General features: G+C 45.4%; 10 protein-coding genes. 8 read left to right on the top strand and 2 right to left on the bottom strand.

Going from position 1 to position 20075, the window contains the following annotated elements:
* The first annotated feature begins 14 nt into the window (after window positions 1–14).
* From ABD960_RS10960 to ABD960_RS10930, 7 genes are read left to right on the top strand one after another with little or no spacing between them, the layout of a single operon-like run.
* Window positions 15–3296 (top strand): VCBS repeat-containing protein, encoded by a 3282-nt coding sequence (locus tag ABD960_RS10960; protein WP_345331196.1) that lies wholly within the window; start codon window positions 15–17, stop codon window positions 3294–3296.
* Window positions 3296–4651: a vanadium-dependent haloperoxidase gene (locus ABD960_RS10955; RefSeq protein ID WP_345331195.1), complete on the top strand. Its 1356-nt coding sequence runs from the start codon at window positions 3296–3298 to the stop codon at window positions 4649–4651. Before ABD960_RS10960 ends, ABD960_RS10955 begins: the two co-directional genes overlap by 1 nt.
* A 17-nt stretch (window positions 4652–4668) precedes the next feature.
* Window positions 4669–5892: an ROK family protein gene (locus ABD960_RS10950; protein ID WP_345331194.1), complete on the top strand. Its 1224-nt coding sequence runs from the start codon at window positions 4669–4671 to the stop codon at window positions 5890–5892.
* Window positions 5882–7327, top strand: coding sequence for an alpha-L-fucosidase (locus ABD960_RS10945; RefSeq protein WP_345331193.1), 1446 nt, complete (start codon window positions 5882–5884; stop codon window positions 7325–7327). Before ABD960_RS10950 ends, ABD960_RS10945 begins: the two co-directional genes overlap by 11 nt.
* 24 nt (window positions 7328–7351) lie before the next feature.
* A complete protein-coding gene (locus ABD960_RS10940) occupies window positions 7352–10021 on the top strand; it encodes a glycoside hydrolase family 2 protein (RefSeq protein WP_345331192.1) in 2670 nt (889 codons plus the stop codon).
* A 50-nt stretch (window positions 10022–10071) separates the two neighbouring features.
* On the top strand, window positions 10072–12324 hold the full coding sequence (locus ABD960_RS10935) for a GH92 family glycosyl hydrolase (RefSeq protein ID WP_345331191.1): 2253 nt from the start codon (window positions 10072–10074) through the stop codon (window positions 12322–12324).
* Between the two features lie 16 nt (window positions 12325–12340).
* Window positions 12341–13183 (top strand): hypothetical protein, encoded by an 843-nt coding sequence (locus ABD960_RS10930; protein ID WP_345331190.1) that lies wholly within the window; start codon window positions 12341–12343, stop codon window positions 13181–13183.
* Here the strand turns inward: ABD960_RS10930 and ABD960_RS10925 are convergent.
* Window positions 13175–15280, bottom strand: a complete 2106-nt coding sequence (locus ABD960_RS10925) for an alpha-L-fucosidase (RefSeq protein ID WP_345331189.1) — start codon at window positions 15278–15280, stop codon at window positions 13175–13177. The two genes, ABD960_RS10930 and ABD960_RS10925, sit on opposite strands and share 9 nt — an antisense overlap.
* Window positions 15281–15304: 24 nt before the next feature.
* The gene (locus ABD960_RS10920; protein WP_345331188.1) at window positions 15305–17617 is read right to left on the bottom strand and encodes a family 20 glycosylhydrolase; all 2313 of its coding nucleotides are present in this window, start codon (window positions 17615–17617) and stop codon (window positions 15305–15307) included.
* A gap of 229 nt (window positions 17618–17846) precedes the next feature.
* Between ABD960_RS10920 and ABD960_RS10915 the strand changes: the two genes are divergently transcribed.
* Window positions 17847–20012: a glycoside hydrolase family 3 N-terminal domain-containing protein gene (locus tag ABD960_RS10915; RefSeq protein WP_345331187.1), complete on the top strand. Its 2166-nt coding sequence runs from the start codon at window positions 17847–17849 to the stop codon at window positions 20010–20012.
* The last annotated feature ends 63 nt before the right edge of the window (window positions 20013–20075 follow it).

Raw genomic sequence — 20075 nt, 5'->3', positions numbered from 1 at the left:
CGATTCAGTTTATTATGGCCGGGTGGAGATCGTTCGCTTTGTGTGTTACGGCGGCATTTGCTGTACCTTTTAATGTGTTTGCGCAGCAGCCTTTATTCAGGCAGCTTGATGCAAAACAAACGGGCATTACTTTTTCAAATGCCATAAATGAAACAGAATCGCTTAACGTACTCTCGTACGAATACTTTTACAATGGCGGCGGCGTAGCCGCGGGGGACATCAACAACGATGGTTTAACTGACCTGATGTTTACCGCCAATATGCAACCTAATAAATTATACCTTAATTTAGGCGGACTGAAATTTAAGGACATCACCAAAGATGCCTGCAAGGAACTGGCCGGCCGGTCGGGCTCATGGAAAACAGGCGTTACCATGGCCGATGTTAACGGCGACGGACTATTAGATATTTACGTATGCTACTCAGGCAAGGTTGAAAATAACCAGCGCCGTAATCAACTCTTCATCAACCAGGGCAATAATAAGTTTAAGGAAGAAGCAGCCGCTTACGGCCTCGACGACCCGGGTTACAGTACGCAAGCCGCGTTTTTTGACTATGATAACGACGGTGACCTCGACATGTTTTTGCTGAACCATAATATCAAAAAAATTGATAACATGGAGCTGGCCCGTTATAAAAACGAAACGGATATGCTGGCGGGCAACAAACTGTTCGAGAACAATAACAATAAATTTACTGATGTATCTACGAAGGCGGGTATCATCCAAAATCCGCTGACGTTTGGTTTGGGCATTGCCATTGCCGATATTAATATGGACGGCTGGCAGGATGTTTATGTTACCAATGATTACAACGAGCCTGATTACATTTACATTAACAATCACAACAAAACATTTACCGATGCATCGAAGAAAATGCTGAGGCATATGTCGCATTTCTCGATGGGGGTTGATATTGCCGACTATAACAACGATGGTTTACCCGACATCCTGACCCTTGATATGTTGCCCGAGGATAACCACAGGCAAAAATCATTACAACTCGAAGAAAATTATGAGTCTTTTGAGCTAATGCTTAAGCAGGATCTCTACAAACAATATATGCGCAACATGCTGCAGCTCAATAATGGCGATGGCACGTTCAGTGAAATAGCTAACATGGCGGGAGTGGCCGCTACCGATTGGAGCTGGTGCCCGCTGATAGCTGATTTTGATAATGATGGTTATAAGGACATCTTCATCAGCAACGGTTACCTGCGCGATTACACCAACAAGGATTTTTTACGCTATTGGGGCGATTACAAGATCAAAAAAGCCATGAACAAAGAGCCGTTCCTGCTAATGGAGCTGATCAAGGCTATGCCTTCAACCAAATTGCCTAATTACATTTTCAGCAATAACCACAACCTCACTTTCAGCAATAAGCAAACGGAATGGGGCTTAACAGAGACGAGCATATCAAGCGGAGCTATTTATGCTGATTTGGATAATGATGGTGATCTGGATCTGATCATAAACAATATCAATCAGCCAGCATCAATTTACGAAAACACCCGTAACGCTGCGAATAACAATTACCTGGCCATTAAACTCAATGGCAAAAAGCCAAACCCAAATGCGGTAGGGGCAAAGGTTTATTTGTACGGTACAACAGGCGCCCAATACCAGGAAGTAAATCCTAACCGGGGCTATTTAAGCAGTACATCAACCATACTGAATTTTGGTTTGGGCGATACTAAAAAAGTGGATTCAATAAAAATTATCTGGCCCGATCAAATGGTGCAGGTTATTGGTAACCCGGCCGTTAATCAACGTTTGCAGGTTGAGCAGAATTCAACTGCGTCATTTAAAGAAGCATTAACCAGTACCAAAACAATATTCACCAAGCAAAAACCACTGGTCGATTTTAATCAGCAGGCATTGGTTATTAATGATTTTAAACGCCAGTTGCTGATGATGTTCATGTACTCGAAAACATCGCCGGTTATGGTTACTGCCGATATTAATGGCGATGGCTTACAGGATATTTACATCAGCAGTGCCGATAATACAACAGTAGGCAAAGTATACCTGCAACAGCAGGGCGGTACGTTTAAGGAAACTGATTTAAAACGTGGTAACGATCAAAATATAGGTACAGTAGCCGCTGCTGCTTTTTTTGATGCCAATGGTGATAAATTCCCTGACCTATACCTGGCCAAGGGCGGTTACGCTACTTATGAGGCAAACACAGGTAACCTGGAGGATGAACTTTATATTAACGATGGTAAAGGCAGCCTCACATGGGCGCCAACCGCATTGCCATCGCAAACCGGGGCAAACAGCAAATCGTGCGTTCGTCCGTATGATTTTGATAACGATGGCGACCTTGACCTGTTTGTAGGCGGCAGGGTAGTACCCGGTAAATATCCAACCGCGCCGGATAGTTTTTGGCTATTAAATGATGGCAAAGGTAAATTTACCGTAGCATCATCAGCAAAGCCGGGCATGGTAACAGATGCGCAATGGATCGACCTTAACAATGATAAACGTGCCGACCTGGTTGTTTGCGGTGAGTTTATGCCGATAATGGTGTACCTGAATACCACAGGTGGTTTTGTTGATAAAACAGCTGATTACTTCGCTACCCCGAAAAAAGGTGTGTGGATGTCGTTAACCATTGCCGATGCAAATAGTGATGGCAAGCCTGATATCATAGCAGGTAATATGGGAATTAATTCGCCGCTAAACGCGTCGGACAAGCAACCATCTGAATTATACTATGCTGACTTTGATGGCAACGGTTCCATTGATCCTTTCCTGAATTTCTACGTGCAGGGTAAAAGCTATCCGTTTGTGAGCCGTGATGAGCTTAACGAGCAGATCTACCCTATGCGCCGCAGGTTTGCATCCTATAGCGCCTACTCCGATGCTACAATGAAGGAGATATTCACGCCTGAGGAACTATCAAAGGCGAGTATGCTCAGCATCAACACAACCGAAACCACTTGTTTCGTAAACAACGGCGGCAAGTTTGAGGCTGTTGCTTTACCTGTGCAGGCGCAATTTACGGTAACAACGCAAATTTTAACCGGCGATTTCGATAACGATAAAAATACCGACCTGTTACTGCTTGGTAATCACTCAAACAACCGCCTGAAATTTGGAAGTATTGATGCCGGGTATGGTACCTTGTTGAAAGGCGACGGCAAGGGTAAATTTAGCTATGTACCACAACCGCTGTCGGGCTTATCAGTAACCGGCGATGTTAAATCGGCTATTCAAATAAAGGCAGGCAAGGATAAATATTTAGTGGTGGGTGCGGCTGAAGGGCCATTGCAATTTTATAAATACTGATGAAGAGAATTTTACAAAGGTTAGTATTTGTTATCCTGTTATTTAATGCCGTAGCGGGACTTGCACAGCAACGCGCCAAAAGTTTCCCGGATTATATGTGGCCGGGGCACGCGCTGCATAACGTGAGCATGGTAATGGTACACGATGTGGTTAGTCCGCCCGTAGCCGCGCGCTATTACGCTTACTGTATGCTGGGCGCGTATAATATTGTTAACGCGCATGATAATAATGTGCCACTGCTTAATAAACTGATCAAAAGCTATTCGCCTACGCATGGTATAGATACTGTAAAAATGGCTTATGATTACCGCATAGCCAGCTATTACAGTATTCTTGAAACCGCTAAGCTCATGCTGCCATCAGGATTTTTGATTAAGGATGATCAGGACGCTTTCATCACACAGGTGAAGAAAACCGGTATCAAGCAGGAAGTTATCGATAATTCGATAAAGGTAGGGCAGCAGGCAGCAATTGATGCGGTTAATTTTTCAAAAGGCGACAGGTACAACAAACTTAGCGCCCTGAAACGCTATACGCCGTTACAAGGCGAAGGCTACTGGTACCCAACCCCGCCGGGATATTTTGAGGCGGTTGAACCTAACTGGCGAACTATACGCACAATGGTGCTTGATACGGCCACGCAATGTAAACCGGCTCCGCTTACACCGTTTAGTAAAGATTCAACTTCGGCTTTTTACAAGCAGGTGAAAGAGGTTTACCAGGTATCAAAAAAACTGACTGATGACCAGATTAACCAGGCGCTTTTTTGGGATTGTAACCCGTTTGCAATAACCACTTCAGGCCATATGTCTATCGGGTATAAAAAGATAAGTCCGGGCGGGCATTGGATGCATATTACCGCGCTGGTATCAAAACAGGCAAAGCTTACGTTTGATGAAACAATATGCTTGCTGACTTTGGAAGGCTTAACCCTTATGGACTCGTTCATTGCCTGTTGGGAAGAAAAATTCGCTACTAACCGCATCCGGCCCGAAACATTCATTAACCGGTATATGGATGTAAAATGGCAGCCGATTTTACAAACGCCGCCATTCCCCGAATATACCAGCGGGCATTCGGTAGTATCAGCAGCATCGGCTGAGGTACTTACCTATATGTTGGGCGATAATTTTAAATACGAGGATGATACCGAACTACCTTTCGGAAGCGGAAAACGATCATTCAACTCATTCCGCCAGGCAGCTGATGAAGCCGGAATGTCGAGATTTTACGGAGGAATACATTATATAGAAAGTATAGAAACAGGCAGTACACAAGGAAAAAATGTAGCCGGCTATATCATAGCCAGGATGAAGGAAGCAGGCGTTAAGCCATGTATTAAACAAGGTAAATAATAAGTAAGCGAGGGAATATGTTACAACCTGATCTGTCTGTATTGAATGATAATGCCAACATTATACAATGCTTGTGCTATCATAACGCGTTATCGGGCACCGAAATAAGTAATTATATCAATAAAAGTATACCTTATACCGTTAAGGTAATAAACGGACTGATAAAGGCAGGTGTTATTGAGAAAAAAGGATATGCCGACTCAAACGGTGGCCGCAAGCCATTGAAGTATTCACTTGTGCCTGATACATTTTTTATCGTATCTGTAGCCATGAGCCAGTATGATATTGAATACGCGGTGCTCAACCTTAACAACCAGTTTGTAAAGGATATTGTAAAGGAAAAAATTGTAATTTACGATATGCAGGCTGATGAGCTTGTAGCCCGTATTGATCAGTATATTAGAAGTACGGGTATAAGTGCCGACAGGTTTTTGAGCGTAGGCATTACTATGCCTGGTTTTATTGCCACGGAGCGGGGCATAAACTTAAGCTATTTGCATGTTGATGCAGATACTACGCTGGCCGAAAAGCTACAGCAGGGTTTAGGTTTGCCTGTATTTATCGAAAATGACTCAACCGCGATAGCCTTGGGCGAGCAAAAGTTTGGGGCTGCCGTTGAACAGAACGATGCTATGATACTTAACCTGGGCTGGGGCATAGGTCTGGGCATGATACTCGATAACAAGGTATTTCGCGGGCATAGTGGCCTGGCGGGCGAGTTTAGCCATATATCGCTGGTTAACAACGGTAAAATATGTAAGTGCGGTAAGCGCGGATGCCTGGAAACGGATTCATCCTTAATAGCGATTACTGAAAATGCCGTGCTTGAAATGCAGAACGGCCAAAAAAGCAGCCTGAAAAACTACGACGTGGTTGATGCAAATGCTATTATTAACGAGGCAATTAAAGGGGATATGCTGTCGGTAAAATTAATATCAGAAGCGGCTTACAATGTGGGGCGCGGACTGGCTATGCTGATCCACATCATGAACCCATCCACGATTGTTTTGAGCGGCAAGGGCAGTGTTATTGGTAAGTTATGGCTGTCGCCCATACAGCAGGCCATTTATGAGCATTGCATACCGCAATTGGCTAACGACACCGAACTGGTTATATCAAAGCTTAACGTTAAAGCACAGTTGCTGGGTGGCTCGGTACTGGTTATTGAGCATTTGGGCCAGCCGTTAATTAATAAGATAAACGCATTACAAAATAAAGCGGTTACCATTGATGATAAGTAAATCTACTATATGTAAAGCCTTTGCTGCGGCAGCTATGCTGTACAGTACGGGCGTTTTAGGGCAGGCACACAACTTGTCTAAAAAGTACGAAAAACCGACCGACCCGCTGGTGGTGGCCAAACTTGCCCAATGGCAGGACCTGAAATTCGGCCTGTTTATGCACTGGGGTACTTACAGCCAGTGGGGCGTGGTTGAAAGCTGGAGCATTTGCCCTGAAGATGAAGGCTGGACGCAGCGAAAAGGCCCGTATTCAGATACTTACAATAATTACCTTAAGGCGTACGAAAACCTGCAAACAACCTTTAACCCGGTAAAGTTCAATCCCGAAAAATGGGTGAAGGCAGCTAACGAAGCCGGTATGAAATACGTGGTTTTCACCACCAAGCACCATGATGGCTTTAGTATGTTTGATACTAAGCAGACAGACTATAAGATAACGGATAAAAAAACGCCCTTCTCAACTAATCCAAGGGCTAACGTTACCAAGGAGATATTTAACGCCTTCAGGAAACAGAACTTCATGATCGGCGCATACTTTTCAAAACCCGATTGGCATTCAAAGGATTACTGGTGGCCATACTTCCCGCCCAAGGATCGTAATGTGAATTATGACCCGGCTAAATACCCGGAGCGCTGGGATGCTTTCAAAAAATTCACTTACAACCAGATAGAGGAATTAATGACCGGCTACGGCAAGGTAGATATTTTATGGCTGGATGGCGGCTGGGTTAGGCCCAAGGAAACCATTGATACGGCGGTTGACTGGCAGCGCGGCATCAAATTTAACCAGGATATTGACATGCCGAAGATAGCCGCAATGGCAAGGCAGCACCAGCCGGGTTTAATGGTGGTTGACCGTACCGTTGCCGGCCAATACGAAAATTATACCACCCCTGAACAGGAAGTACCCGAAAAACCGTTAAGCTATCCGTGGGAGAGCTGTATTACCATGGGTAACTCATGGAGCTATGTGCCGGGCGATAAATACAAATCGGCACATGATGTTATTGACCTTTTGGTTAAAATAGTATCGCGCGGCGGTAACCTGCTGATGAATATCGGCCCGGGTCCTGACGGCGATTGGGACCCCGTTGCTTACGATCGTTTGAAATCGATTGGAGCGTGGATCAAAATCAATGGTGAGGGTATATATAACTCACGGGCCGTTGCGCCATATTCAAATGGTAATGTATTCTATACCAAATCGAAAGATAAAAAAGTGGCCTATGCCTTTGTATTACCTGAGGGTGAACAAGGCGATAACGTAACCATTAACATTGAGGGTATGGGTAAGCCTAAGCAGGTATTGCTAATGGGCGGCAAACAAAAGGTAAAATGGAAGGCCGGTGCCGATGGTATAGTGGTGAGCAATTACAAAGCGCTTTATCAGCAGGCAGGTTTAAAAGAGGCCGCCGGTTTTAAAATCGTCTACTAAATTTTATATAAATCATTTATCGTTTTGAAGATCAACAGTAAAAGTATTTTAAAAGCACATATCGGTTTAGGCTCGGGTTTACTCATGGCCCTTAGCTTATCTGCCGCAAAGGCACAAACCACATACGAGTTAAATGAAGGCTGGTTATGCAAAAAGGCATCAACAGTACAGGCTGGTGGCGTAAAAATGTCGCAAGCCTCATTCGCTACCACAGATTGGGAAAAGGCTACCGTACCGGGTACGGTTTTAACTACCCAGCTCAATAACAAGCAGGTGCCTGATCCGTTTTACGGCATGAACAACCAGCGTATACCTGATATTTACAAGATTGGCCGCGATTACTATACCTACTGGTTTGTAAAGGATTTTAAGGAAGCCGCTCCACAAGGTAATAACCAGGTTTATTTGAACCTGCGTGGCGTTAATTACAGCTCAGATATCTATTTGAACGGCCATAAACTGAATGCAAACCTGCATAAGGGCATGTTCCTTCGTCAGCGTTATAATATTACCAAGTGGCTGGCTAAAAATGGCAGCAACCGCTTGGCTATCATCGTTCACCCGCCCGATGTGGTGGGCAATCCTAACGGTGGCCAGGGTGGTGATGGTACCATTGCCAAGGGCGTAGGTCTGCAGTACACCGCAGGATGGGACTGGATACAACCCATGCGCGACCGAAATACCGGTATATGGGATAAGGTAATCATTGAAAAAACCGGCGCTGTTGCTATCTTAAATCCACATGTAATTACTTTAGTTCCGGGTGTGCGCCAGCCTGAAGGTCCGCAAGCTCCGGCTACTATTAAGGTGGCTGCAACCGTACAAAACCCTACGGCGCAACCGGTAACCGGTACGCTGCGTTACACGATTGCAGGTGGTTCGGTTTCAAAAAAGATCATCCTAAAGCCATCATCATCTCAGGATGTTCAGTTGGATGATTACGTGCTTAAAAACCCGAAACTGTGGTGGCCTAATGGTTACGGCGAGCAAAACCTTTACAACTTGCGTATTGAGTTTTTAACTGCCGATAATAAGGTATCGTCAAAAGAAGATGTTGAGGTAGGCGTAAGGCAAATTACCACCAACTGGAACGAGAAAACCGAAAGCCGCCAGGTTAATGTTAACGGTCAAAAGATATTCATCAAAGGCGGTAACTGGATCATATCCGACGCGATGTTGCGCTTCTCGGATATGCGTTATGATGCCGAGGTTCGCTATCACCGTGATATGAACCTGAACCTAATCCGCATTTGGGGTGGCGCTATTGTTGAGCGCCCTGAGTTTTACAAGGCTTGCGATAGATATGGTTTGCTGGTATTCCAGGATCTATGGGGATCAGGCGATTGTAACGGTCGTTGGGTTGACCCGATGAAGGCTGAAGATCAGTGGACGCGCCGTAAATATCCGGATGATCATGACCTGTACATGCGTTCAGTATCTGACCAGGTGAAGATGGTACGTAACTATCCGTCGCTGGCCTTATGGTGCGGCGGTAACGAGATCACGCCTCCGCAGGATATCCTGGCTGCATTGCAGGATACCGTTTTCCCTAAGCTTGATCCAACCCGCTGGTTCGTATCCTACTCCAATTCAGAGCTCATGTCGCGCAACGTATTAGGTGGTAATGGCGATGGCCCGTACGGCATCCAACCGTTATCTGTTTTCTGGGATTTTAAAACGTACCCTTTCAACTCCGAGGTAGGCTCGGTAGGGGTAAGCGATTATACCTCGTTAAAAAGATTCATCCCTAAAGAAAATATGGTTGCGCCGGAGTTTGACGCGTCAACCGGTAAATCAAAGGTTGATTCGGTATGGGATTATCATAAGTATATCGGTTACGATGGCTTTATTGACAAGTACGGTAAGCCTCAGGATGCCGAGGATTTTGCCGAAAAAGCACAATTGATAAATTATGATCAGTATCGTGCCCTGATGGAAGGCTTTAGCTCGCACATGTGGGATTGGTATACCGGTGTCATCATCTGGAAAACACAAAACCCGTGGACGGCCATGCGCGGCCAGATGTATGATTATTACCTCGACCCAAATGCTTGCCTGTACGGCTTAACCAACGGCAGCCAGCCGCTGCACATTATGTACAACCCTGGCGATGGTATGGTGATGGTTGCCAATAATACCTTTAAAACGCATACCAACCTGATGATCGTTGCCAAGATACTTGATTTGGACGGTAAGGAGACACCGATAACACAAGTATTCGCGGATGTTACGCCAACCACCACCAAGAGGTACCTGTCAGTAAAAAAGCAATTAGATGAAGTAGCAAAGGATAAAGGCGCCTTCCTGGTATTGCAACTACAGGATCATACCCAAAAAATAATCAGCGAAAATATTTATTGGGTTGCCGATGCTAAGGGCGAGTATTCAGGCCTGAAAAACATGGCCGCTTCAAAAGTAACCGCTACGGCTAAAAAGGCAGCTAACGGCAAGGTTGAAGTAACATTAACTAACCCGGCTAACACGCCACTGGCATTCTTTAACCGTGTATCATTATTAAACAGCACTACAAAAGAGCGCATGTTACCTGTTTTTTATAGTGACAACTATGTATCGGTATTGCCGGGCACCAGCAAAACGGTGACTGTTGATTACGATCCGAAACTGCATACCGCCACACCGGCAGTAACCGTTAGCGGATGGAACTTAAAGGAAATAAGCATCGCTGTTAATTAAGAATTAGGGCTAAATTGGCGGGCTATTTAATAGTCTACAAAACAAAACAAATGAAAAAAAGTATTTTCTCGCTGTTTGCACTGGCGGCATTGTGCGGAGGGGCATTCGGGCAGGGCAAACCAACGGGCCTTTCAAAATATGTTGATCCGTACATTGGTACGGGCTTTCATGGTCACGTGTTCATGGGCGCCAACGTTCCCTTTGGCGCGGTACAATTAGGTCCGGTAAATGTATCTGAAGGTTGGGATTGGTGTTCGGGCTATCATATCAGCGATACCACCATTGTTGGCTTTAGCCATACCCGCCTGAGTGGTACGGGTATCGGCGATCTGGGTGATATTGCCCTGATGCCAACCACTGGCCCGATCAAGGTTGCTAAAGGCAGCCTTGAAAATCCGGAATCGGGTTTTATATCAACATTCAACCGTTCGTCAGAAACTGCGCAGGCCGGTTTTTATGCTGTAAAGCTAAATCGTTATAATATTGGTGTTAAATTAACCACCACGCCACGCGTAGGTTTTCATGAATATACCTTCCCTAAAAACGATCAATCACACATCGTGATCGACCTGCAGCAGGGCATAGGCTGGGACAGGCCGATGAAAACATCGCTTACCCTGGTGAACGATACCACCATCACAGGCTACCGTTACTCACAAGGCTGGGCGGTTGATCAGCGGATATTTTTTACCATGATCCTGTCAAAACCTGTCAAAACGCTAACGGTTTATGACAGCACCACTGTTAAAACCGGTACATCAATCGAGGCGGTTAAGGCTAAAGGGGTAATTACGTTCGCTACTAAAGACGGCGAAAAGGTTTATGTAAAAGTTGGCATCTCTCCGGTAAGTGTTGAGAATGCAGCCCTTAACATGAAAACCGAATTACCGGGCTGGGATTTTGCAGGCACTGTAACCAAGGCGCAAGCCGCTTGGGATAAAGCACTGAGCAAAGTAGCCATTACCACGCCCGATGAGGACAAGAAAAAGGTATTTTACACAGCCATGTACCACACCATGATAGCACCATCAGCATTTAATGATGTTAACGGCGATTATTGGGGAACTGATAAAAAGGTGCATAAAAACGAGGGTTTTAATAACCTGACCACCTTTTCGTTATGGGATACCTATCGTGCTGCCGACCCAATGTACACACTGTTGCACCCTGAGCGTGTAAGCGATATGATAAACACCATGCTGGCCATTTACAAGCAACAAGGCAAGCTGCCTGTATGGCACCTGATGGCTAATGAAACTAACTGTATGGTGGGTTACAGCGCTATACCGGTAGTGGTTGATGCCTACCTGAAAGGTTACAAAGGCTTTGACGAAAAATTAGCCTGGGAAGCGGTAAAAGCTACTGCCATGGGTGATGAGCGCGGCATCAAATTCGTAAAATTAATGGGTTATGTACCTGCGGATAGTACAGCCGAATCCGTATCAATGGGCTTAGAGTATGCTTTGGCCGATTGGAGTGCTGCGCAAATGGCGAAGAAGATGGGTAACATGGCCGATTACGAGTACTTTAGTAAACGGGGTAATTACTACAAAAACTATTTCGATAGCAAAACCGGTTTCTTTCGTGCTAAACTGGCTGATGGTAAGTTTAAAGAGCCGTTTGATCCGTTCCGCTCCATACACGAGCGTGGCGATTATACCGAGGGCAACGCCTGGCAATACCAATGGCTGGTGCCGCAGGATGTGGAGGGCTTGATAAAATTATTGGGTGGCGATAAAAAGTTTACCGCTAAACTGGATACCTTTTTTGTTGCCAAAGGCGATATGGGTGCCGAAGCATCAAACGATATTTCAGGTTTGATAGGCCAGTACGCGCACGGTAACGAGCCGAGCCACCATATTACCTACTTATACACTTACGCTGGGCAGCCCTGGAAAACAGCCGAAAAGGTACGCTACATCATGAAGGATTTTTATACCACCAAAACTGATGGCATCATCGGTAATGAGGACGTAGGGCAAATGTCGGCCTGGTATGTTTTATCATCATTAGGTTTTTACCCGGTTAACCCGGCTAATGGTAACTATGTGTTTGGTAGTCCGCTGTTTAACGAAGCGCTGATCAACCTGCCGGAGGGCAAAAAATTCAAACTTACCGCACTTAATAACAGCGATGAAAATAAATACATACAGCGCGTTACCTTAAACGGAAAACCATACACAAAAGCTTATATTAGCCATACCGAATTAATGAAGGGCGGCGAACTGGTTTTTGTAATGGGCAACAAACCCAACTTTAAATGGGGTACAAAACCGGCAGATCGTCCGTATTCCAAGAAGTAAACTATTTGATTGAGAGATGCCGCTAAAGGCAACCATATTTAAACCTGCTTTAAATACTGGCGCTGTAAAGCCGGTATATATTATTTTGCAATGCGCCGTAGCCATGTGTTTTATTGGCCACGGCGCATTTGGCATTATAACCAAACCCATCTGGTGTAACTATTTTGCCGTAGCCGGGATAGGAGAGGCGACGGCATACAAACTGATGCCTGTGGTAGGTATGGTTGATATTTTAATGGGCATCAGCATACTGATCTATCCTACACGTGCAGTTACACTTTGGTTGGTTGTATGGGGTTTAATTACCGCATCCATGCGCCCATTATCTGGCGAGCCTTTTGCCGAGATGATTGAACGTGCCGGTAATTACGGCGCGCCGCTGGCATTGCTTTTATTGTGCGGATTTGAGCCGTCTGTTGAATCATTATTTAGTAAGATGAAACAGCCGGTAACTGTTAGTGTAGCTCGTTTGCAGATGGTGCAATCAGCTTTACGCATAGCGGCGTTTTTACTGCTTACCGGGCACGGTTGGTTAAACCTGATCCACAAAAAAGGATTAATTGGGCAATATAATGCGCTGGGTTTCCGCCAGGCAGAAAATGTGGCTTTGGTAAATGGCATTGTTGAAATTGCGGCGGCCGTGTTTATTTCAGTTAGACCGAACCGTACTTTGCTACTGGTGTTTTTTATATGGAAAGTAGCAACCGAACTTTTGTACCCGCAATATGCCGCTTTGGAGTGGATTGAAAGGGGCGGAAGTTACGGTGTTTTATTGGCCTTATGGTTTATTTGCGCGCCGCATACCAAAACAGCACACGGCGCACAAAAACAGTCATTACATCTTGATGAATTATTTTGAGCTAACGCCAACCTCGGCAATCGCTACACCATTCCCGCTGACCACATGATCGGCTTGAAACTTAAAATAACGTGCTTTAATAGGTGCACTTAGCTTCACTTCCTGCTCAACAGGGTTGGCTTTTATGTTGGAGAATTCACCTTTTGCAGCTTCTTTCCAGTCGGTACCATTATCGCTCACATAAAAAGTATAGCGGTCAACAATACCCTCAGTTTTCTTGTCCTGTCGTGTCAGATAAGTGAATATGCTGATGGTTTGCGCAGTGCCCATATCGACAGCCAGTTCAGTTGGTTTGAAGCTTGCCGAAGTGTCTTTTTGTAAAGTATTCCAAATCGAGCGGTAATTCTCATCTATAGCTTGTGCAGCATCGTTATTGGCGGCGTTTAACAGTTTCCATTCTTTTTTATTCAGACCGAATTTTACGTTAGCGGCTTCGCTGGTTACACCTCCATCAACCGCTATAGCCTTAACAACGCCGCCCTTGGTCAAAACAAATGTTTTGTTGTATGGGGTGGATGATTTGGTTGGGGTGCTGCCATCCAGCGTGTAGTAAATGTTTGATACAGGCGCATCGGTACTGATGGTAACTTCACCGCTGCTGGTTTTACTGATAATCGGCGCGGTTACATGCACGGGTTCTTTATACAAGCCAAAATCGCTTAGCGCAATACTTACCGGTGATTTTACAATGCGGAGCCTTACCTTGCTTGCTGTAATGTTTTGCGGCAAGCGTATCAATCGTTTTGAGCCTATGCTTGTAGCGGTAGCTACCTGTTTCCACTCACTATTTTGATAGGCATCAACAGCCACTTCTTCAATACGCTGCCCTAATTTGATATTCTCACGCAGTTGAATCACATTAAAGCTAACCAGCTTTTTAAAGCTCAAGGTGAGCATTGGGGTATTCACTTTATCATCCGTGGCCCAGTACGAGAAAGGGTTAGTATCGGTCAGGAATTGGGTGCCGTACAATTTGCTGTTTTTGCCGCGTATATTACTGGCCGTAATTATAGCATCCTTAGCCAGATTAACCGCGAATGTTTGTTTCAATAATTCGCCAAAGGCTTTCAGCTTGGCTACATCATCAGCATCTATCACCCCATCACGATTTGGCGATAAACCCAGATCCAGCGCCGCGCCGCGGCCCACGCTTTTATAATACAGATCAAGCAGGGTATATGGCGATTTCGCCATCCCATCCTGACTGGCATGGTAAAACCATCCCGGACGCAAAGGTACATCACACTCTGCAGGCATCCAGTATCTGCCGTTGCGGGTGCCCTCGATGCCTAATTCATATAGCACCTCGCCGTTAGCCGGTTCTTTGCCGGGTTGCGAGGGTTTTGGTGTGTAGGTTGCCCAGCTGGTTTCGCCGGCATGGCCTTCCTCATTGCCTACCCAACGCACATCTGGGCCAACATCGCCAAACAAGGTTGCTCCGGGCTGCATTTTACGGGTAATGGCCCAGGTGTTTGGCCAGTCGTAATAAGTGGTGCGGTCTATTTTGCGTGTCTCGTTAGCGCCGCCGTAGTAGCCGTCGCCACCGTTGGCACCATCATGCCATGAAATAAATAACTTGCCATAGTTGCTGTATAACTCGCGCAACTGCTGCTGGTATATCTTCAGGTATTCAGGCTTGCCGTAAAAGGCATTGTTCCTGTCCCAGGGCGAGCAGTATAAGCCCAATTGCATACCCAATTTCTCGCAGGCCAGTTGGTATTCTTTCACCATATCGCCCTTGCCATTTTTCCAGGCGGCTTTGCTGATGTTGTGTTCGGTGGTTTTAGTAGGCCACAGGCACAATCCATCATGGTGTTTGGCCACCATAACAATCCCCTTAAAGCCTCCGTCCTTAGCTGCCTGTACTATTTGCACGGCGTCAAACTTTGCCGGGTTAATCAGCTTCGGGTCCTCATTGCCAAAACCCCATTCTTTATCAGTATACGTATCAACCCCGTAATGTACAATACAATACATCTCCAGTTTATGCCAGGTAAGCTGCGCTGCCGATGGCGTTACACCGTAAGGCTTAGGCGCAGGCTGGCCGAAGGCCAAAGCGCTTTGCAACAGGAGCGAGGCGAGGGCTATTTTTTTCATTCTGTATGTCTGTCTAAAAATGGACTAATGTTTTAACCATGATGCAGGTATTTCGGCCGGGGTTGAACCATCCTTACTGTAAAGCAGCTTTAGGGCGTAACCGCCGCCGCCTTCCAAAAAGTTAATCTCAAAGGGTTGCAGGCCTTTTTTAAGTGCTACCTGTCCGCTTTTTTCAATAGCCGAGTGCATAGCCTCATTGTCAACTACCAGGCGGTCGGCTACTTTAAGTATGCCGCCATCATCGCAGGTCAGATAAAAAGTGTATACGCCATCTGTTGGGATATCAAGATAGCCCCTGTACTTCAGTCCAAAGCTTGGCGCGGTGGCTTCTTTAGGCACTGTAACAGTACTCACTGTTAACGCCTGATTTTTAGCCGTGTCAGGTATCAGTGTAGTCTTTTTGTAGAACGCAGGGAAATAACGCACCACCAAACCTGCCTGTAAGCCTGTTTTGTTCACCGGTTCTGCCAATGGTTGCTTTACATACTTCAAGTTATACAGATCGCCACGAACGCCTGACGCGGTATAAGCCACCAAACGAATGTTTTGCGATTGCGAAATCTTTAACGGGCCGGTCAATTCGGTTGACTGCTGCGTTGGCAATAAGCCATCGGAAGTATAAAATATTTTTAATCCCGGTAGCGGTTTGCTTACGTTAAGCGTGGCTTCATCAGTAAATACGTTGCTTTCAACCAGCTCCGTAAAATCAGGTAAGCGGTAGTGAATCTTCAATGCATCAAAGCGCGGATATTGTTTCAGCAAGCGTTGCTGGTAGCTTTTGTAATTCTTTTTATTGGTCCATAAAACCTCGGCAAGGGCGGTCATGCGTGGAAATATCATGTAATCCGCACGGTTTTCTGTCGGGATGCGCTCGCTCCACAGGTTGGCCTGTGCGCCAATGACGTTGGCTGCTTCCTGTTTGTTCAGTTTTTCGGGTATCGGGTTAAAATGGTAAACATTGTAAACCGAGTTCTGATCCGGATCGTTATCAAAATACAGCGGGTTTCCCGGCGTCATGATCACCTTATTGCCATTCTTAGCAGCCTTGATCGGCGCGTTAGGCACCCAACTGCGCCAGTACATCACCACAGCGGTCGAGCTGATGCCATCCTCCAATATCTCATCCCAACCGATCAGTTTTTTGCCATTCCTGTTAAAGAATTTCTCCATTCGGTTAATGAAATAGCTTTGCAGTTCGGCCGATGTTTTGAGTCCCACTTTGGCCATCATGGCCTTGCAGGCTTCAGATTCGCCCCAACTGGTACGGTCAACCTCGTCGCCTCCTATGTGAATATACTTGCTCGGAAACAGCGCGAATATCTCTTTGTAAACGTTTTCGGCAAATTCGTAGGTGCTTTCGTTACAAGGGCATATCGGGGTAGTAAAAAGCTCACCCCATTTGCTGCCGCCTGTGCACGACAGGAATGGATAGTTGTTAATAGCCGCCATCATGTGCCCCGGCATATCAATTTCGGGGATGATGTCGATATGTCTTTTCATGGCATAGGCAATCACATCTTTCATTTGCGCCTGGGTGTAAAAGCCGCCATAAAGCGTTTTGCCATTACGTTTGATGATGTGTTTCGGGTCGATAGCGAAATCAGGGTTATCCTTTGATTTTTCGATACATGCCGAGTCCTGGTTATTAAACGTGCGCCATGCGCCAAACTCCGTTAGCTTTGGATATTTCTTGATCTCGATGCGCCAGCCCTGGTCATCTGTTAAGTGCAAGTGCAGCTTGTTGAATTTATAGAGGGCCAGGCGATCGATATACTTCTTCAAATACTCAACAGAGAAAAAGTGACGGGATACATCCAAATGCATACCACGCCACGCATACGCCGGCTGATCGGTAATTATTACCGCGGGCACGGTAAGGGTAATTGCCTTACCGGTTTGTTCAACACCGTCGGGCAATAATTGGCGTAAGGTTTCAACACCTCTGAATATACCTGACGCCGTTTTTGCGGCCAAGGTTATTTTTTGCGTGGTGACGGTTAGTTTATAACCTTCATCAGCAGTAATAGTATTATCCGTAATAAACTGTATTACATTTGCAGATGCAGGAGCATAAGCCAGCGACTTGCCTGATCCATTGGTGATAAGCACGTTAAGCAACTCAGCTTCCGGTAAAAATTTCTTACCCGCAGGCAGCGCTATTTTAGTTTTACTGTTAATAGTGAAAATGCCTGTACCTTTAATTACCGATTGCGGATAGGGTATAAGGTTAATTTGCGGAGCAGTTGTTTGGGCAGTAAGCGTTGAGATACTCACTATTATGCCAAGCAGCGCAATGGTTACGATTATAAAAAATTTTGATGTTTTATTTATTATCATTTCAGATTTGTGGTTATAGGGTTAACAGACACGCCCTTAAAGCAAATTAATGTCAGTCTTATTAACTGACCCGGATCAATCGCCAAATTAGTAAATCATATCTAAAAACAAATTAAAATATTTATAAAAACACTTATACTTTTATTAAAATTTTAAAATGTATTTGATTTTCGAAATTTATTAATAATCTTGTGATTTGCAATGCAACCGATTGCAATAAATTTAAGCTATGATAATTAAGCCAAACATTAAGTGCATTTTATTAGCGGCGGCGTGTACCTGCAGCTTCGTTGTTAAGGCGCAAAACAAGCCCAAGTTCAGGGACGAAAAATTACCGGTTAACACCAGGGTTAACGCGCTGATCTCTGAATTGACCTTACCCGAGAAAGCATCGCTAATGGGTTACCGCAGCGCCGAAGTACCACGCCTGAGTATACCAGCCTACAACTGGTGGAACGAAAGCTTACATGGTGTAGCAAGGGCAGGTGAGGCCACGGTTTTTCCGCAGGCTATTGCCATGGCGGCAACGTTTAATGATGACCTGGTAAATGAAATAGCAGGTGCCATTTCAACCGAGGCACGAGCTAAATACAATTTATCAATAGCTCAAAACAGGCGTTTAATGTATATGGGTTTAACCTTTTGGTCGCCCAATATCAATATTTTCCGTGACCCGCGTTGGGGGCGGGGACAAGAAACCTATGGTGAGGATCCGTTTTTAACCGGTACCATCGGCAGCGCTTACATAAAAGGTATGCAGGGCAATGATCCGGCACATCTTAAAACATCAGCCACAGCAAAACACTTCGCGGTACACAGCGGCCCCGAGGCGCAACGCGATTACTTTGATGCCAAGGTAGACGAAAAAGATCTGCGCGAAACCTATCTGTACGCTTTTCATAAACTGGTTGATGCCGGTGTGGAATCGGTTATGACGGCTTATAACCGGGTTAACGGTGTACCAACATCCACCAATAAAAAACTCATAACCCAGATTTTGCGCGGCGAATGGGGCTTTAAAGGCCACGTAGTAACCGATTGTGGCGCGTTGGATGATATTTATTTAACCCACAAGGTACTACCCGATAAAGTATCTGTAGCGGCGGCAGCAATAAAGGCAGGTACTAACCTGGACTGTTCCAGTATTTTCCAAAGCGATATTGTAAATGCGATCAATAAAAAACTGATCACCGAAAAAGAGGTAAATGAGTCGCTATCGCAAATTCTGCGTACACAGTTCAAACTTGGTTTTTACGATGATGCCAAAAGCTCACCTTATGCCGGTTATGGTGCTGATAGTGTACACAATGATTATCACATAGCTTTAGCCCGCAAGGCCGCGCTGCAAAGTATGGTACTGCTTAAAAACGATAAGAATATTCTCCCTTTAAATAAGCAAGACTATTCGAGTATTATGGTGGTTGGATCAAGCGCCGCATCGTTAGATGCGCTGGTAGCTAACTATCATGGCGTAAGCAGCCGTATGGTAAATTTTGTTGAGGGTATTACCGCCGCTGTTGGTCCGGCTACGCGTGTGGAGTACGATTTAGGATCGGGTAATAGAGATACCACCCATTTTGGCGGAATATGGGCTGCCGGTAATGCCGATGTAACAGTAGCCGTAGTAGGTTTAACCCCGGTATTAGAGGGTGAGGCAGGCGACGCATTCTTATCCGAAAGCGGTGGCGACAAAAAGACTTTAAGCATCCCGGCAGATAACATCGCTTTTTTAAAGGAACTGCGTAAAAAGGTAACCAAGCCCATTATAGCGGTAGTTACCTCGGGCAGTGATGTTGATATTGCCGAGATTGCCCCTTATGCCGATGCCATCATATTGGCCTGGTACCCAGGCGAGCAGGGGGGGAACGCGTTGGCCGATATACTGTTTGGTAAATATTCGCCATCCGGCCACTTGCCATTAACCTTCTACAAGTCGGTTAACGATTTGCCTGCGTATGATAATTACAACATGAAGGGGCGCACTTACCGCTTCTTTACCGGGCCGGTACAATATCCGTTCGGCTTCGGTATGAGCTACACTTCATTTAAGTTCGACTGGAAAACGCAGCCACAAAAAAGCTACAGCGCTAAGGATTCAATCACCGTATCGGTTAACGTAACCAACACCGGCGCTATGGATGGCGATGAAGTGGTGCAGGCTTACATCAAATATCCGCAGGGAGAGCGCATGCCATTGAAAGAATTAAAAGGCTTTAAACGCGTAACCGTTACTAAAGGCGGACAGCAAACAGCGACTATTAAAATACAGGTGAGCGATCTGCAAAAGTGGGATTTGAAAGCTAACAAATGGAAATTATATCCAGGCACTTACACATTAAACATCGGCAATAATTCGGCTGACGAAAGATTGACGGCGACATTTACTATTAAGTAGTAATGGGTTGTATAAACACAAAGGGAATATCAAGCGATATTCCCTTTGTTATTTTACGGTGTA

This window comes from Mucilaginibacter defluvii (genome assembly GCF_039543225.1).
GTDB classification, from domain to species: domain Bacteria; phylum Bacteroidota; class Bacteroidia; order Sphingobacteriales; family Sphingobacteriaceae; genus Mucilaginibacter; species Mucilaginibacter defluvii.
This window is presented reverse-complemented; position numbering and strand designations above follow the sequence as displayed.